Below are 17,003 nucleotides of genomic sequence, written 5' to 3'. Positions count from 1 at the left end.
GGGGCCCCCGGCGGGGCGCGCGGCCCTGGTGGGCCCCCGGGCCCGGTGGGGGGGGGGGGGGGGGGGGGGGGGGGGCCCCGGGGGGGGGGGGGGGGGGGGGGGGGGCCCCCGGGGCCCCCCCCCACCGCCGCGTCCCGGGCGCCGTGCCATGCCGCCGATACACCTCGGAAACACTGGGCGCGCAGAGTTGATGCATGAAGTTTCAAGTGCTCTCTCTCATCGGCCATGCCCCGCATCCCCTGACCGGCGCCCTCGAACCCGCGGCCGACCGGCTGGAGCAGGTCCTGGCGGTCGGCGAGGCCGCCGAGCGGCTCGGCTTCGACGCGTACTCCATCGGCGAGCGGCACGCCGGCCCCTTCCTCTCCTCCAGCCCCTCGGTGGTGCTCGGCGCGCTGGCCGCCCGCACCTCCCGGATCCGCCTCCTGACCGGCGTCACGGTCGTCGCGATCCTCGACCCGGTGCGGATCGCCGAGGACTTCGCCACCCTCGACCAGATCTCCCGGGGCCGGATCGAACTCGTCGTCGGCAAGGGCGCCGAGGCGGGCCACTTCGACCTCTTCGGCCTGGACGAGGGGCGTCAGTGGGACCTGCAGCAGGAGAAGTACGAGCTCCTCCGCCGGCTCTGGAGGGAGGAAGGCGTCGACTGGCAGGGCGAGTTCCGTCCCGCCCTGAAGAACGTGACCACCCTCCCCCGCCCGTACGCGGGTCCGCCGCGGATCTGGCACGGCTCGGCCACCAGCCTCAACTCTCCCGAGCTGGCCGCGCGGCACGGCGACCCGCTGTTCACCGCCAACGCCATCCAGCCCCGCGAGGCGTACGCGCGGCTGATCGCCCACTACCGCGAGAAGTTCGAGGAGTACGGGCACGACCCACGGCACGCGCGTGTGGCGGCGGGTTCCGGCGGGCTGCTCATCGCCGACACCGCCGAACAGGCCGTCGAGCGCTACCGGGACCTCTACGAGGCGAAGGTACGCCAGACCTTCCAGCCGCACCTCGAGGGCAAGGCCGGCTACAACACCCCGTTCCGCACGATCGAGGACGCCGTCGCGGGCGGTCCGCAGCTCATCGGATCGCCGCAGCAGATCATCGACAAGATCCTCGGCTTCCACGAGGTGTACCGGCACGACCTGCAGTCGATCACGGTCGACGCCTTCGGGCAGTCCACGGCGGAGCAGATCGAGACCCTGGAGCGGTTCGCGGAGGAGATCGCCCCTGTGGTGCGGAAGGAGGCCCCGAGCACGCTCTGGGAGGACTGAGCGACGAAGTCCGGACGGCCGGCGTGGGCGCCGTGTGCCGACGGGAGTTCCTGGGTAGTCGATCAAGGCCGGGACGGCTCTCGGGCGGGTCCGAGGGCTGCGGGCGGGCCGCCGAAAAGGCATAAGGTTGGTCCGTACGACAGGAACTTCGACGAAGGAGGCGCTGGGTGATCGAGCTCGAGGGGGTTCCCGAGCTGATCGACCCGGTCATGGTGGCCGCGTTCGAGGGCTGGAACGACGCCGGTGACGCCGCCTCCGCCGCGGTCGCCCACCTGGACCGGGAGTGGAAGGGCGAGGTGTTCGCGGCGCTCGACGCCGAGGACTACTACGACTTCCAGGTCAACCGGCCGACCGTGTGGCTGGACGGCGGCGTCCGGAAGATCACCTGGCCGACGACCCGGCTCTCCGTGGTCCGGATCGGCGGGGACAAGCCCCGGGACCTGGTCCTGGTGCGCGGGATCGAACCGTCGATGCGCTGGCGTTCGTTCTGCAACGAACTGCTCGGCTTCGCCCACGAGCTGGGCGTGGAGATGGTGGTGATCCTGGGCGCGCTGCTCGGCGACACCCCGCACACGCGCCCCGTGCCGGTCAGCGGGGTCACCTCCGACCCCGATCTGGCCCGGACGATGGACCTGGAGGAGACCCGGTACGAGGGCCCGACGGGCATCGTGGGCATCCTCCAGGAGGCGTGCACGCACGCCGGGGTGCCGGCCGTGAGCCTGTGGGCGGCCGTCCCGCACTACGTGTCGCAGCCGCCGAACCCCAAGGCGACGCTCGCCCTGCTCAACCGCCTGGAGGACCTGATCGGCCTGCGCATCCCGCTGGGCGAGCTGCCCGAGGACGCGCGGGCCTGGCAGCTGGGCGTGGACCAGCTGGCGGCCGAGGACAGCGAGGTCGCGGAGTACGTGCAGACCCTGGAGGAGGCACGGGACACCGCGGAGCTGCCCGAGGCCTCCGGCGAGGCCATCGCCCGCGAGTTCGAGCGCTATCTGCGGCGCCGTGAGCCGGGTTCGGGCCCGGGGCCCGGCCCCGGGCTGGCGACGGAGGGCGGCGACACCTCGTACCTGCGGGACAACCCGGGCGACCGCACCCGCCCGCCGAAGCCGCAGCAGCCGGGTCCGGAGGCGGTTCCGGGCGCGGAGACGGTGCCGGGGCCGGAGACGGTGCCGGGCGCCGAGACGGAACAGCCCTCCGCAGGGCAGCCCTCCGCCGATCAGCCTTCGGGTGAGGTGTCCTCCGGCGACGCCTCCACGGGGGAGACCCCCTCGGGCGACGAGGGCGACGAGGGCGGCCCCTCCGGGGAGTCCTCCGCCGAGTCCCCCGGTGGGCCCGGCGGCCCCGGGACCTCCACCTCGGGAGACTCGGCGTCTTCCGACGGTCCCGAAGGCCCCGGGGGCCCGGCGGGTCCCGAGGGATCCGGCGACTGACCGACGCGTGATCGCCGATACGGGAGGGGTGGCACGGCCGCCCCTCCCGTTCGTGTTCGTCAGACCACGCGGTCGACGGCGATCCCGTGACGGTCCCTCGTCGGCGTGGGCTTCACGTCGACGCGTCAGGCGCACGCGAACCGGGCGGCCGCCCAGTCCCCGTGGTCGCCGCTCTTCGAGCCGTTGGTGTCGGTGACCTTCAGGCGGACATGGCGTGCGCCGGTCACGTCGACGCTCACCGGCACCGTGGCCGAGGCACCGGTCACCCGTGGCGAGGTCCACAGCACCTTGCCGTCCGCCTCGACGGAGAAGGCGACGTCGCCGTAACCGTTGATCTCGTCGTCGATGCCCACGTCGGCGGTGAACGCCGTGCAGCGCCCGCCGAGATAGACCTCGATGCCGGAGTCGGCGTGGGCGCCGATGCCCTTGTCGTAGGTCTTCCCGGCGAGGGTGAGCGGATGGCCGTCCGTCGCACCGGACTCCCCGTTGGAGCGGTCGCGTTCGGGCGGGCCCCAGCCGTTCGTGGCGGTGAGCCAGGTCAGGTCGCTGGCCCAGGCCGGGGCGGTGGGCGGCTCGGGCATCACCCCGACGGCGAACCGCTGGGTCGCGGTCCGGTCCGCCCCCGCCGCCCGGTGGCGGACGGTCGCGGTGAGCGGGGTCTCTCCGGCCACGGCGTCCCGGGCAGGCGTCACGGCGACCTCGACCCGCCGGGTGGTGCCGGCCGGGACGCGCGCGATCGGCGCGGCCGGGGTGACCTGCCAGCCGGCCGGGGCGTTCAGCGTGACCTCGACGCCGGTGGCGTCCCGGGTGCCGGCGGTGACGTCGACGGCGACGGTGCCCGGCACCCCCGCGCCGAGCTCCTGACCGGCGGGGACGGCGACGGTCGCCGGGGCCCCGGGCACGGCACCGCCGACGGCGCTGGTGTCGGTGAGGACGAGCGTGAAGGCGCGGTCGGTGCGCTGGGCTGCCGTCTTGACCTGGACCACTCCCCCGCGGTCCTCGCGGTCGTACCACCAGCCCTGCCCGGCGGCCTCGAAGGCGGCCTTCGAGGTGAGCCGGGGCAGGGCCCGGCCGCCGAGGGTGACGCTGCCGGGGGCGTCGCCGGTGTGGACGGTGAAGCGGTACGGCCGGGCGGCCGCCTTGCCGGTGTAGTCGCCGGTGCTGGGCCCGATCCGTACGGTCACGTCGCCGGCGCCGCGCTCCGGCGCCCGCACCTCGGCGCGCTGGGTGGCGGAGCGCCCGGTGCGGTGCTCGCGCGTGACGCCGTCGTCCTCGTAGAGGTCGAAGGAGGAACGCCCCTGCGGGTAGACGTCCCAGGCGAGCGGGTCGCCGGGCCTGCGGTCGGTGTACGAGCGGATGCCGCCGGGCCACATGGGGACGATGGCCCCGGCCCGTACGAAGAGGGGCAGGGTGTCGAGCGGGGCGCTGTAGTGGTCGAGGGTGAGGGGGCCTTCGTAGGTGCGCCCGTTCGCGTGGTCGATCCAGGTGCCCTTCGGCAGGTAGATGCCGTCGCGCTCCACCGCGTCCCGGTAGACGGGCGCGACGAGGAAGTCCTCACCGCTGAGGAACTCGTACTTGGCGGCGTCCGAGGCGGCCACGGGGTCGTCGGGGTACTCGACGACGAGGGGCCGGGCGAGACCGAGGCCGGTCCTCGTGGCCTGCTGGGCGTGGGAGTAGATGTAGGGGAGCAGGGCCTCGTGGAGCTTGAGGGACGCGCGGTTGATCGAGGTGTAGGGCTCGCCGTAGCGGAAGGGCTGCTTGTCGTGGGCGGCCCAGCCGTCCATGGTCATGGTGACGGGCAGGAACATCTTCCACTGCAGGTCACGGGTGTACGTCCGGGGGCTGCCGCCGAAGATTCCGTCGACGTCGCCGGTGGTGTAGGCGAGGCCGGACATGGCCGCGCCGGCGTAGGTGGGGATCTGCCAGCGGATGTACTCCCAGCTGCCGGACTGGTCGCCGGACCACTGGACGCCGCAGCGCTGGGCACCGGACCAGCTCTCGGGGGCCCAGGTGAAGCCGCGGGCGGTGCTGTTGGCCTCGATGCCCGCGTAGGCGCCCTTGCAGCCGTCGAGGGCGAACTTGTAGCCGTCCCCGACCCAGGCCACGTCGAGCTTGGCGACCCGCTGGCCGGCCTTCACCTGCTCGCCGAGCCGGTCGATGCCGTCCTCGGTCCACAGGCCGAGCTGCATGCCTCGGGCCTGGAGGCCCTGGGCGGCCTCGGCGAGGTTCTCGTAGCCGCAGCCGTAGCCGTCGTTGACGAGCATCCAGCCGTTGGGCATGTCGTTGTCGACGTAGCCGTCGGCGACCTCCAGGGCGTCGAGGGTGTGCCGTTCGCCGCGGTTGGCGTTGTGGAGGTAGCAGTCGGCGTCGCCGATCTCCAGGCCGTAGACGGGCGGCAGGAAGGGCTTCCCGGTGAGCCGGGTGTACTGCCCGATGACGTCCTTGAGCGCGTCCTTCCCGTCGCCGGCGAAGTAGTAGGCGTCGAAACGCTGTTCGCGGGCGGTGGTGGTGACGGGCTCGCCGAAGACGTAGGTGTTCGGGGCGTAGGTGTTGCGGTAGACGCCGTAGCCGGCGGAGGAGAGGTAGAACGGGACGGAGTTGGGGTGGCCGCCGTCGTTCCAGTCGTAGTCGACGCCGACCTCGACGGTCTTGCCGCGGTGGGAGGTGTTGCCGCGGCCGTTCTGCATCCCGGCGCCGTAGAACTGCTCGTCGGCGCCGCGGGCCAGGGTCTGCGTGGTGCGGTCCTGGTTCCAGGTGAGGCCCTGGGTCTCGGACCAGAGCGGGGTGCCGTCGGCGCGGACCGCGGCGAAGCGCAGCGGGGACTTGTAGGCGCGCAGGGTGACCCGGGCGGTGCTCAGCTCGTAGCGGTCGCCGAGGTCGGCCCAGCGGGTGCCGGGCGGCGGGCCCTGCGGCAGGACGATGTCCTGTCCGGTGGGGTCGGTGAACCTGCCGTCGGGAGCGAGTTCGATGCGGAAGGTCTCGTCGGAGACGAAGCTGACCCGGGCCTCGGTGTGACCGGCGGTCAGCCGGTAGACCGCTCCGTCGGCGGCGAAGCCGGTGACCTCGCCGACGGTGGTGTCGGCGGGGGCCGCCGCCGCGTTGCCGCCGGGTCCGGCGAAGACGGCGAGCAGGCCGAGGAGTGCGCCAACCGCCGCTGTTCTCAGTCGCGTTGGTGATCTCATGCGGCCTGTCTAGCGCTCCGCGACCGGCCGGGCCATGGACTTGCGCGGGCCGCTCCTGGACTTATGGGTTCCGGAAGCGGCCCGCGCGTCGGGGTCCTGCCTTACAGCGCGACGCCGAGCAGCGCGTCGACGGCGCGGGAGACGAGGCCGGGGGCGGACTCGTCGGTGCCGCCCTCGGCGGCCTGGCGCTCGGCCCAGCGGTCGACCGCGACGAGCGCGGCCGGGGCGTCGAGGTCGTCGGCGAGCGCCTCGCGGAGCTCCTCGACCAGGGCGTCGGCGGACGGGCCGTCGGGGCGCGAGACGGCGGCGCGCCAGCGGCCGAGGCGCTCGACGGCGTCCTGGAGGACCTTGTCGGTCCACTCCCAGTCGGCCCGGTAGTGGTGCGAGAGCAGGGCGAGCCTGATGGCGGCCGGGTCGACGCCGTCCTTGCGGAGCTTGGAGACGAAGACCAGGTTGCCCTTGGACTTGGACATCTTCTCGCCGTCCAGGGCGACCATGCCGGCGTGCACGTACGCCTTGGCCATGGGGAACTCGCCGGTGAGCGTCTGCGCGTGGGAGGCGCCCATCTCGTGGTGCGGGAAGATCAGGTCGGAACCGCCGCCCTGCACGTCGAAGCCCATGCCGAGGTGGTCGAGGGCGATGGCGACGCACTCGATGTGCCAGCCGGGGCGCCCGGGGCCGAGGCTCCCGCCGTCCCAGCTCGGCTCGCCCTCGCGGGCGGCCATCCACAGCATCGGGTCGAGCGGGTTCTTCTTGCCCGGGCGGTCCGGGTCGCCGCCGCGCTCGGCGGAGAGGTGGCGCATCAGCTCGGTGCTGTAGTGCGAGACCTCGCCGAAGTGCGGGTCGGCCTCGACGGAGAAGTAGATGTCGCCGTCGAGCTCGTAGGCGGCGCCGGAGTCCCGCAGGCGCTCGACGAGCGGGACGATGCCCGGTATCGCCTCGACCGCGCCGACGTAGTGCTGCGGGGGCAGCATGCGCAGGGCGGTCATGTCCTCCCGGAAGAGGGCGGTCTCGCGCTCGGCGAGGCCGACCCAGTCGATGCCGTCGCGGATCGCGCGCTCCAGGAGCGGGTCGTCGACGTCGGTCACGTTCTGGACGTAGTGAACCTGCCGCTTGGTGTCGAGCCACACGCGCTGAACGAGGTCGAACGCGTTGTAGGTCGCCGCGTGTCCCATGTGGGTCGCGTCGTACGGCGTGATGCCGCAGACGTAGATGCGGGCGACGGGGCCGGGGGCGAGGGTGACTCGTCCGCCGGTCGCGGTGTCGTGAATCCGGAGGTCGCGGCCCTTGCCGGGCAGGGCGGGGACCTCAGAAGCGGGCCAGGCATGCATGCCCTGAGCGTAACCGGACACCTGTTCCGGATACGAACCGCATCCGGGATCTTGACCGATTAGGCGGTCTTGCGGGCAGGGAGCATGCATGCATACCCCCGGGGGGTGTCCATGGCCGGTCGAGATTGGCCGAAAAGCATCGGTGGGGCCTCGGACCGGTCGGCCGGAGCCCTGTTCTCACACCGGTGGCCAGGGAATGGCCGGCCACCGCCCGGACGGAACGGGATGCCGTCCGGTCCTGCGCAGCACGGCCACCCGCTCCCGCAGGGCGGCCACCTCGGCCCCCGTCAGCAGCCCGGCGAGCCGTTCCGCCAGTGGAGTGCCGGGCGCCAGCCGCCCGTCCAGCGCGTCGAGGACGCCGACGGCCTCCTCGGTCAGCTCCTCCCCCGCCCAGCCCCACAGCAGGGTGCGCAGCTTGTCGTCCACGTGGAAGCTCACCCCGTGGTCGATCCCGTAGAGGTGCCCGTCCGGCGCGGGCAGCAGATGCCCGCCCTTGCGGTCGCCGTTGTTGATCACGGCGTCCAGGACGGCGAGCCGGCGCAGCTGCGGGCTGTCGGCGTGCACGAGCAGCGCCGTGCGGTCCTCGGCGACCTGGGCGGGCCCCACGGCCTTCCAGCCCTCCCCCGCCTCCTCTTCCTCGACGAGGGCGAGCAGGGCGGCCTCCGGGTCGGCCTCGACCCACAACTGGACCATGCCCTCGCCGTACGGCCCGTCGCGCAGCACGGTCGGCGGGACCAGGCCCCAGCCGGTCGCCTCGGACAGCTCGAAGGCCGCGACCTCGCGCTGGGCGAGGGTGCCGTCGGGGAAGTCCCACAGCGGGCTCTCGCCCGCGACCGGCTTGTAGACGCAGGCCGCCTCCTCGCCCTCGTACGCGACGGAGCAGTACAGCACCGCGTTGGACGCCTCACGGACCTGCCCGCGGACGGTCAGCTCGCCCTTGGCGAGCAGATCGAGCGCCGTGCGCGTCCGCTCGTGTGCTCCGTCCCCGCTCATGCGCCGCGACGGTATCCGTTCTGGCGGGGGCAGACGTGGCCCTCGGGGTCGAGCGGCAGGCTGCACAGCGGGCACGGCGGGCGGCCCGCGTTGACCACGTCCAGAGCCCGCTTGGCGAAGGCGCGGGCCTGCGCGCCGCTGAGCCGGACCCGCAGCATCGGCGGGCCGTTCTCCTCGTCCTGGAGCAGGCGCTCCTCGGCCGCGGCGAGGTCCTCCTCGGAGTCCGCGTCGAGCTCGACGAGCGCCTGGGCCTCGACGATCATGCACTGCTCCTCGCCGTCCCAGGCGAGAGCCATGGTGCCGACCCGGAACTCCTCCTCGACGGGGGTGTCGAGGGGGGCGGTGTCCGTCGTGTCGGGGGGCGCGACCGCGGGGACCGGCGCGTTGCCGCCGGTGCGGCGCACGACCTCGTCCAGGAGCTCGTCGATCCGCTCCGCGAGAGCCGCTACCTGGGTCTTCTCCAGGGCGACGCTGGTGACCCGGCCGGACGCGGACGCCTGGAGGAAGAACGTACGGCGTCCAGGCAGCCCGACCGTGCCGGCCACGAAACGCTCCGGTGGGTCGTAGAGGAACACCTGACGGGACACGTTCCCGACTCCCTTGGGTCTCGACTGTCGTGCTGCGGACTGGTTTTCTCCAGCGGCGCGTCCACCCTACTGCGCGGATGGATCACGGGGCGCCCGCACCGCCCCCGACCTCCGCCGCACCCCGGTCGGCCGGGGTCTCGCGCGGGAGCAGGGCGGCGAAGTCGCCGGTGTCGCCGAGGCGGACGAGGAAGGGGCGCAGCCGGGTGTAGCGGATCACGGTGACCGAGCAGGGGTCCACCTGGATGCGCTGGAAGAGGTCGAGGTGGAGGCCGAGGGCGTCGGCGACGATCGCCTTGACGATGTCGCCGTGCGAGCACATGGCGTAGACGGCGTCCTCGCCGTGCTCGGCCTCGATCCGGGCGTTCCAGTCGCGCACGGCGTCCACGGCCCGGGCCTGCATCGCACGCATGGACTCGCCGCCGGGGAAGGCCGCCGCCGAGGCGTGCCCCTGCACGACCCCCATCAGCGGCTCGTCCATGAGTTCGGCGAGTTTGCGGCCCGACCAGTCGCCGTAGTCGCACTCGTTGATCCGGTCCTCGACGTGCAGCGGGAGTCCGGGTCGGGCGTCGAGCAGCGGCCGCACGGTCTCGCGGCAGCGCTGCAGCGGGCTGGTGACGACGGCGGCGAGCGGCACCCCGGCGAGCCGCTCGGGCAGCGCGGCGGCCTGCGCGGCGCCGCGCTCGTCGAGGGCGACCCCGGGCGTGCGCCCGGCGAGCACCCCGGAGGTGTTGGCGGTGGAACGTCCGTGCCGTACGAGGATCAGCGTGGCCATGTCGGCCAGCCTAAGCGCGCGGAGCCGGGCGGCGGCACCGGACGGGGTACGCCGGCGCCCCAGCGGATGCGCTCCGGGGCGAACCGGGGGAGAATACGGCGCGTGATCGTGGACTCAGCCATCTATCGGCGCGGACAACGGACGGAGAGCCCCGCCGACCTGTCGGACGCGCTGGCGGAGGCGCGGGCGACCGGGGACGCGTTCCTGTGGGTCGGGCTCTACGAGCCGACCGCGGAGGAGTTCGGCCACGTCTCCTCGGAGTGCGCGCTGCACCCGCTGGCCGTGGAGGACGCCCTGAAGGCGCATCAGCGGCCCAAGCTGGAGGTGTACGACGACTGTCTGTTCGTCGTGCTCAAGCCGGTGGTGTACGAGCCCCGGAGCGACCGGGTCAGCTCGGAAGAGGTGATGGTCTTCGTCGGCGACTCCTTCGTGGTGACCGTGCGGCACGGCTCCGGCAGTCCGCTGGCGGCCGTGCGCAGGCGCATGGAGGCCACGCCGGACGTGCTGCGGCACGGGCCGACCGCGGTCCTGTACGCCATCTGCGACGCGGTCGTGGACCACTACATCGACGTCGCCGGGGAGCTCCAGATCGACCTGGAGGAGTTGGAGGCGGACGTCTTCGCGCCGTCCGGCGGCAGCCCGGCGCGGACCGCGGAGCGGATCTACACGGCCAAGCGGCAGGTCCTGGAGTTCCGCCGGGCGGCGAGCCCCCTGTCGGCGCCGATGGCACGGCTCGCGACGGGCACGGTGCCCTTCGTGCACGACAAGGCCATGCCGTTCTTCCGTGACGTGCAGGACCATCTGCTGCGCGCCAACGAGCAGGTGGAGGGGCTGGACCGGCTGCTGTCCGACGTGCTGTCGGCGCATCTCGCGCAGATGGGCGTACGGCAGAACGACGACATGCGGAAGATCTCGGCGTGGGCGGCGATGGCCGCGGTCCCCACGATGGTCGCGGGGATCTACGGCATGAACTTCGCGCACATGCCGGAGCTGCGGTGGGCGTGGTCCTACCCGGCGGTCATCCTGCTCATGGCGGGCACCGTCACGCTCCTGTACCGGCTGTTCAAGCGGCGCGGCTGGATGTGACGGTGCCGGACCCCGCGGGGAGGGGCGGTCTCAGAAGGCCGGGGCCGGGGTCGCGGGCCCCCCGAGGGCGTCGAGGCGCTCGGGCATCCTGAGGCCGACCATCCTGTGCCAGCCGGCCGCCCGCTCGTACGCGTACACGCCGTGGATGCCGGCGGCGAGGACGGCGGCCTTCGCCCGGGGCCAGCGCAGGATGCGGCCCATGTGGCTCATCACGGCGAGGCTGACGTCCCGGTACACCTGGATCTCGGCGAGCGCGGACTCGCGCAGGACGCGCTGGATGAGGCGTCCGTGCCCCTCCTCGTTGAGGCGGAGCAGCTCCTCGTGGCAGTACGAGAGGTGGTTGACCTCATCGTTGTCGATCATGTGAATGGCCTTGCCGAGCTCGGGGTGGTCCCCGAAGTACCTGACCAGCAGGCCCATCTGGTCGGCCGCCCGCTGTTCGGTGACCCGGCTGTGGCTGAGGTAGACGATGACGTCCCGCTCGGTCAGCGGCTCGTCGCGGCGCAGCTTGTCGTGGGCGAGACCGATCCCGCGCCGTTCGAGCAGCATCGTGTAGTCGGTCTCCGGCGGCACCGGGACGGGTTCGAGCCCGCGCTTCTTCATGAGGGCGTTGAAGATCCGGCCGTGCTTCTCCTCGTCGGCGCCGTGCCGCGAGATCTTGGGGGCCAGCTCCCTCATGCCGGGGGCGACGAGCGCGGCGATCCGCCCGTTCTCCCAGCCTCCCTGCGCCTCGCCGCTGGCGGCGATGGAGCAGAAGAGCTGGAACGACTCGTCGTTGTCGATGATTTCCTGGAACAGGCTCTTGGCCGTGAGCATGGCTGCCACCTCCCGTGGTGTACGAGTCAAGTGCGCCGCGCCCGGGCGGGCAACAGGAGGGCCGGGAGGCTGGGCCGAACGACGTACGGGAGACGGGCGGGAGAGGTGCCGCGGGGCGCGTAACCCGGGGGCCGCTCACGCGTTGTGCTGCGTGACGGCCGTGGCGGGGAAGACCCCCGAGCCCCCACCACGGCCGCAGACTTCCTCCGATGACACGCGTTACGCGAGTCCGGCCCGCTCCAGGGCCTCCACGCCCGCCCGGAGCGCCGCGAGGCGCTCGTCCAGGGTGAAGCCGGCCGGGGCGAGGGTCAGGGTGGTGACGCCGGCCGCCGCGTAGGCCTTCATGCGGTCGGCGATCCGGTCGACGGAGCCGAGCAGGGTGGTCTGGTCGATGAGCTGACGCGGCACGGCCGCCGCGGCGCCGTCCTTGTCGCCGGCCAGGTACTTGTCCTGGATCTCGGCCGCGGCCTTCTCGTAGCCCATGCGCTGGGCGAGCTGGTTGTAGAAGTTCTGCTTGCGGCTGCCCATACCGCCCACGTAGAGGGCGGTGTACGGACGGAAGATGTCGGCCAGCGCGTCGATGTCGTCGCCGAGGGCGAGCGGCAGGGTCGGGTGGACGTCGAAGCCCTCCATGGTGAGCCCGGCCTTCTCGCGGCCCGCGCGGAGGTGGCGCAGCGCGGTGTCCTCCAGATGCTCGGCGGCCGGGAAGATGAGCAGGGCGCCGTCGGCGATCTCGCCGGTCTGCTCCAGGTTCTTCGGGCCGATGGCCGCGATGTAGAGCGGGATGTGCGGGCGGGTCGGGTGGACCGTGAGCTTGATCGGCTTGCCCGGGCCGTCCGGCAGCGGCAGCGTCCAGTGCTCGCCCTGGTAGCTGAGGCGCTCCCGGGTCATCGCCTTGCGGACGATCTCGACGTACTCGCGGGTGCGGGCGAGCGGCTTGTCGAACTTGACGCCGTACCAGCCCTCGGAGACCTGGGGGCCGGAGACGCCGAGGCCGAGGCGGAAGCGACCGCCGGAGAGCGAGTCGAGCGTTGCGGCGGTCATCGCCGTCATCGCGGGCTGCCGGGCCGGAATCTGCATGATCGCCGAGCCGACGTCGATCCGCTCCGTCTTGGCCGCGACCCAGGACAGCACGGTCGGGGCGTCGGAGCCGTAGGCCTCCGCCGCCCAGCAGACGTCGTAGCCGAGGCGGTCCGCCTCCTGGGCCACGGCGAGGTTGTCGCCGTCCATGCCCGCGCCCCAGTAGCCGAGGTTGATGCCGAGCCGCATGCCACGTACCCCTTACCCATCGGTAACGTCTTCGTTGGCGGGACTCTAGCGCGCGGCCCCGGCGTTCGTCAGGAGGCGGTCCGGGCGGGCGCGGGGCAGGGGGCCTGCCGATCGGGCCGGGTCAGGGAGCGCTGCCCGGTGCGTGCGGCCGCACGGCGGAGGAGGGAGCCAGGGCCGAGCCCTGGCGACCGACGACGGCCCCGCGGACGCGCGCACCGGACACCCGCGGGCCCGGCCGATCGACATGGCACCCCCAGGGCCTGTGGACAGGTTGTCCACAGGCTCTCTCCGCGTGGTGCCGTGGCCAGTACTCTCGCGGCCATGGAGCAGAGGCATCTCGGACGTACCGGCCTGCGCGTGTCCCGGCTCGGGCTCGGCACCCTCACGTGGGGCCGGGACACCGACGAGCACGACGCGGCGCAGCAGTTGAAGGCGTTCTGGGACGCGGGCGGCACGCTCGTCGACACCGCGGACGTGTACGGGGGCGGCGAGGCGGAGTATCTGCTCGGGCGACTGGTCGCCGACAAGGCCCTGGTGCCGCGCCGGGACCTGGTGATCTCGACCAAGGCCGGCAGCGTCCCCGACCCGGACCGGCGCACCGACGGCTCGCGCGGGCACCTCCTGGCGGCCCTCGACGCCTCGCTCGCCCGGCTCGGCACGGACTACGTGGACCTCTGGCAGCTGCACGCCTTCGATCCGTGCACGCCCCTGGAGGAGTCCCTCCAGGCCCTCGACATCGCCGTCAGCACCGGCCGGGCGCGCTACGTGGGCGTCTCCGACTTCTGCGGCTGGCAGCTCGCCAAGGCCGGCACCTGGCAGCTCTCCGGGGAGCGCACCCGGCTCGCCGGGACGCAGATGGAGTACTCGCTGCTCCAGCGGGGCGTCGAGCGTGAGGTGCTGCCCGCCGCGCTCGACCTCGGCATCGGGCTGCTGCCCTCCTCGCCCCTCGGCCGCGGGGTCCTCACCGGCAAGTACCGGTACGGGACACCGGCGGACTCGCGCGGCGGCTCGGAGACCCTGGCGCCCTTCGTGGAGCCGTATCTGGACGACACGGCCAGCCGGATCGTGGACGCGGTCAGCACCGCGGCGGACGGTCTCGCCACGACCCCGCTCCAGGTCGCGCTCGCCTGGGTCCGCGACCGCCCCGGAGTGACCGCGCCGATCATCGGCGCGCGCAACGCGCAGCAGCTCACGGCCGCGTTGTCAGTGGAGAGCCTTAGTCTTCCTGACGAGATCTGCCGGGCCCTCGACGACGTGTCGGCGCCCGTGCACCGCTATCCGGATCACGACTGGAGCACCTTGTGACCGAGCCTTCCGGCGACACCACGCCCGAGGCCGCCCCCACCCCGCCGGGCGAGCCCGCGGAGCCCAAGGCCGCCGACCCGACGGAGGGCACGGGGTCGCCCGACACGACGGCCGCCCCGGGTCACGACGAGCCCGCGCCGGACGCGGCGGCGGCGGCCGAGGCCGAAGTCCCGGCGGACGGCGACGGCGACGGCGACGGGGACGGCGGAGCGGATGCGGAGTCGGGTGCGACGGCGGCGGGCGAGGGCGACGCGGCGGGGGCGGAGGCTCCCGGGGTCTCCGAGGCGCAGGCGGAGCTCGCGGCGCAGCGGGAGTTCCGGGCGAAGATCGAGCAGCGGAAGGCCGAGCGGAGCGGCCCCGTCGAGGCCGGCGCGAAGCTGAGCGGGACGGCCGCCGACCTGCTCGCGGCCGTGCGGGCGGTGGAGAGCGGCGCCAAGCCCGTCGCGGTCCCGCGCGCCGAGGCGCCCGCGCCGTCGCGTCCGGCCCCTGCCGCGGCACCGGAGACGACCGTGCGCCCGCCTGCGCCCCGGCCTCCCGCGGTGACCGAGGAGACGACCACGGCCGTGCGACAGGTGCTCGTTCGGGGCGGCGCCCCGGAGGCCCTCGCCGGCCAGGTGGCCGCGGTGCTGGGCGAGGGAGCCGCGCGCGCCCTCGAGGACGACCCGTGGCAGCTGCTCTCCGTTCCGGGGGTGCGGCCCGAGCAGGCGGACGGCTTCGGGCGGGCGCTGCTCGGCGCGGAATGCGGGCCCGCCGACCCGCGCCGGACCGTGGCCCTGGCCGCGTGGCTCCTGGAGCAGGCGGCCCTCCAGGGGCACACGGCCCTGGAGATCGGTGCCGTACGGGACGGGCTGGCCAGGCTGTCGGTGCCCGAGCCCGACAAGGCCGTGGAACTCGCCGTCTCCGAGGCCGCGGTGCTGGTCTTCCAGGAGGAGGAGCACGAGGACGAGACCGAGGAGGACCCCGAGGAGGACGCACCGGAGGCCGCCGGCCTCGCGGAGCAGCGCCCGCAGGCTCCCGTGCTGCTCGGCCTCGAGCGCTACGCCCTCGCCGAGGAGAGCCTCGCCGACGGGCTCGCCCGCCTGATCCGCACGGTCGAGCCGGCGGAGTGGGACGGCCCCGAGCTGGCCCGCGCCGCCGGGGCGCACGGTCTGGTGCTGCACACCGGCGGCGAGGCCGCCCGCGCCGAACCGGCAGCGCTGGCCGAGGCCGCCCGCGCACGCGGCCTGCGGGTCGCGCTGGCGGCCCACACCGCCCGCGACGGCGCCGTGCCCCTGGCCGGTCTGCTCTCCGGCACGGCCGGGACCGGCCGGGACGCGGAGGGCACGCTCGCCCTGGACCTGCTCTGCGTCCTGGACGCACCGCAGCTCGACGTCGAGAGCGCCGCCGCGCTGGTCGAGGCGCTGCCCGACGGCTGCCGTCTGGTGCTGTCCGGAGACCCGTACGTCCTCGCGGCGCCCGGTCCCGGGCGGGTCTTCGCCGATCTGCTGGCCGCCCGGATCGCCCCGCAGATCGCCTCCCGCACGCCGGACCCGGGCCCGCTCGGCGAGCTGGTCTCGGGCATCGGCATCGGCGAGCTGAGCCAGGTCGAGGCCCCCGGGAAGGAGGTCGTGATCGTCCCGGTGCGGGACGCCGGCGAGGCGGTGCACCGCACCGTCCAGCTCGTCGCCGACTCCATCCCGCGGGCGATCGGCGTGCCCGCCGATCAGACGCAGGTGATCACGGTCGGCCACGGCGGCTCCGCCGGCACCCGCGCCCTGAACACGGCGCTCAAGCAGCGGATCAACCCGGGGCCCGGCCGCTTCGGCGGCTACGACCCCGGCGACCGGGTGGCCCACTCCCCCGCCCCGGGCCGTACGGTCACGGGCACGGTCGTCTCGGCCGACGCGGCGGGTCTGCACCTGGACTGCGGCGGCGCGGAGGTCGTCGTCCCGAAGGAGCGCGTCGAGTCGGCCCTGCGGCACGGCTGGGCGCTGACCGCGCACCAGGCGGCGGGCTCGCGCTGGCCGGCCGCGGTCGTGGTGCTGCCGGGAGACGCGGCCGGGGGCCTGAGCCGGGCCTGGGTCTACACGGCGTTCGGGCGGGCGGAGCGGCATCTGTCCGTCGTCCACGGCGTGGACCAGGCCCTGCCGCGCGCGGTGGCCGAGGGCCTGCCCCCGGAGCGCACGACCCGCCTCCGGCCGCTCCTGGAGGCGCTCCTCCAGGACGGGGACGAGGGCTGACGGAAGAGCGGCGGGCGCCCTCCCCGTGCATGCGGGGAGGGCGCCCGTGATCCGGGGCCCCGGCCGTCACGGTCCGGGGCCGTCCCGCACCGCGTTCCCTCAGACCCGGTGGACCCGCTCCGCCGGTTCCTCGTCCGTCTCCTCCTCGTCGTCGAAGACGGCACTGACGTCGAAGCGGCAGACGATCCGTTCGGGATCGGCGTGGTCGAAGGGGGCGGGCAGCCACTCGCCCGGCTCCGGAAGGTCCTCGGCGGCCTCGACCCAGAGGGTGGAGTCCCCCTCCTCCAGGCCGAAATCCTTGTGACGGGACGCGATTTCGTCAGGTTCGTACTCGCCGAAGAGCACACCGAGGGCCGCGTGGGTCGTCCCCGCCTCCTCGTCCCGTCCGAGGTCCGTGACGCGCCGGGCCTGCGCGATGAGCCGCTGGGGCTCCACCACGGCGTAATCTCGGCGGATCAGGACACTCACGGCGTGCGGCTCCTCCGGTCCCGCGTAGGGCGGCAGGGAGTCGTCGGCGCCGGGGATCTCGAAGGGTGTGACCTCGTCGTACCGGTCGTACAGGACCTCGTCGTACGCCTCCGCCGCCGCGGCGAGCGCGTTGAAGGCCTCGTAGACGGCCGGGTCGTCGTCCCCGGTGCGGCGTTCGACCGCCGCGAGGTGACGGTCCAGTGCGGCTTTGACCGCCTCGGCGGCGGCACGTACCTCGGCAGCGGTGGGCTGCGCAGCATCAGACATAGGAGAGACGCTATCCGTACCGACC

General features: G+C 73.8%; 13 protein-coding genes. 5 read left to right on the top strand and 8 right to left on the bottom strand.

What is annotated here, in order from left to right; all coding sequences use genetic code 11:
- Nucleotides 1–194: 194 nt before the first annotated feature.
- Nucleotides 195–1,256, top strand: coding sequence for an LLM class flavin-dependent oxidoreductase (locus tag ACIRQF_RS26965; RefSeq protein ID WP_382486914.1), 1,062 nt, complete (start codon nt 195–197; stop codon nt 1,254–1,256).
- A 167-nt stretch (nt 1,257–1,423) separates the two neighbouring features.
- Nucleotides 1,424–2,683, top strand: coding sequence for a PAC2 family protein (locus tag ACIRQF_RS26960; RefSeq protein ID WP_404095722.1), 1,260 nt, complete (start codon nt 1,424–1,426; stop codon nt 2,681–2,683).
- A gap of 125 nt (nt 2,684–2,808) precedes the next feature.
- Here the strand turns inward: ACIRQF_RS26960 and ACIRQF_RS26955 are convergent, their stop codons facing one another.
- The 5 genes from ACIRQF_RS26955 to ACIRQF_RS26935 all read right to left on the bottom strand — a co-directional run bounded on the left by ACIRQF_RS26955 (nt 2,809) and on the right by ACIRQF_RS26935 (nt 9,548).
- Entirely contained in the window at nt 2,809–5,865 is a 3,057-nt protein-coding gene (locus ACIRQF_RS26955) for an NPCBM/NEW2 domain-containing protein (RefSeq protein WP_404095719.1), read from the bottom strand.
- 101 nt (nt 5,866–5,966) lie between these two features.
- Entirely contained in the window at nt 5,967–7,196 is a 1,230-nt protein-coding gene (gene mshC, locus ACIRQF_RS26950) for a cysteine--1-D-myo-inosityl 2-amino-2-deoxy-alpha-D-glucopyranoside ligase (RefSeq protein WP_404095716.1), read from the bottom strand.
- Between the two features lie 177 nt (nt 7,197–7,373).
- Nucleotides 7,374–8,222: an SCO1664 family protein gene (locus tag ACIRQF_RS26945; RefSeq protein ID WP_376637233.1), complete on the bottom strand. Its 849-nt coding sequence runs from the start codon at nt 8,220–8,222 to the stop codon at nt 7,374–7,376.
- Complete coding sequence (locus ACIRQF_RS26940; RefSeq protein WP_376637216.1) at nt 8,186–8,776, bottom strand: DUF3090 domain-containing protein; 591 nt, start codon at nt 8,774–8,776, stop codon at nt 8,186–8,188. Before ACIRQF_RS26940 ends, ACIRQF_RS26945 begins: the two co-directional genes overlap by 37 nt.
- 82 nt (nt 8,777–8,858) lie before the next feature.
- On the bottom strand, nt 8,859–9,548 hold the full coding sequence (locus ACIRQF_RS26935) for a histidine phosphatase family protein (protein ID WP_376637215.1): 690 nt from the start codon (nt 9,546–9,548) through the stop codon (nt 8,859–8,861).
- Nucleotides 9,549–9,641: 93 nt separating this feature from the next.
- Here ACIRQF_RS26935 and ACIRQF_RS26930 point away from each other — a divergent pair, with 93 nt between their 5' ends.
- Complete coding sequence (locus ACIRQF_RS26930; protein WP_389756403.1) at nt 9,642–10,634, top strand: magnesium and cobalt transport protein CorA; 993 nt, start codon at nt 9,642–9,644, stop codon at nt 10,632–10,634.
- Nucleotides 10,635–10,664: 30 nt separating this feature from the next.
- Here the strand turns inward: ACIRQF_RS26930 and ACIRQF_RS26925 are convergent, their stop codons facing one another.
- Complete coding sequence (locus ACIRQF_RS26925; protein ID WP_404095712.1) at nt 10,665–11,450, bottom strand: ferritin-like domain-containing protein; 786 nt, start codon at nt 11,448–11,450, stop codon at nt 10,665–10,667.
- A 219-nt stretch (nt 11,451–11,669) separates the two neighbouring features.
- Nucleotides 11,670–12,719: an LLM class F420-dependent oxidoreductase gene (locus tag ACIRQF_RS26920; RefSeq protein WP_376637214.1), complete on the bottom strand. Its 1,050-nt coding sequence runs from the start codon at nt 12,717–12,719 to the stop codon at nt 11,670–11,672.
- A 321-nt stretch (nt 12,720–13,040) separates the two neighbouring features.
- Here ACIRQF_RS26920 and ACIRQF_RS26915 point away from each other — a divergent pair, with 321 nt between their 5' ends.
- The gene (locus ACIRQF_RS26915; RefSeq protein ID WP_404095709.1) at nt 13,041–14,024 is read left to right on the top strand and encodes an aldo/keto reductase; all 984 of its coding nucleotides are present in this window, start codon (nt 13,041–13,043) and stop codon (nt 14,022–14,024) included.
- Nucleotides 14,021–16,243, top strand: coding sequence for a helix-hairpin-helix domain-containing protein (locus ACIRQF_RS26910; RefSeq protein ID WP_404095706.1), 2,223 nt, complete (start codon nt 14,021–14,023; stop codon nt 16,241–16,243). Before ACIRQF_RS26915 ends, ACIRQF_RS26910 begins: the two co-directional genes overlap by 4 nt.
- Nucleotides 16,244–16,342: 99 nt before the next feature.
- Here the strand turns inward: ACIRQF_RS26910 and ACIRQF_RS26905 are convergent, their stop codons facing one another.
- The gene (locus ACIRQF_RS26905) at nt 16,343–16,978 is read right to left on the bottom strand and encodes a hypothetical protein (protein ID WP_382486926.1); all 636 of its coding nucleotides are present in this window, start codon (nt 16,976–16,978) and stop codon (nt 16,343–16,345) included.
- Nucleotides 16,979–17,003 lie beyond the last annotated feature (25 nt).

It is taken from the genome of Streptomyces sp. NPDC101191, from assembly GCF_044767915.1.
GTDB lineage: Bacteria > Actinomycetota > Actinomycetes > Streptomycetales > Streptomycetaceae > Streptomyces.
Note: the sequence above shows the minus strand (reverse complement) of the source record. Positions and strands in the feature narration are given on the sequence as shown.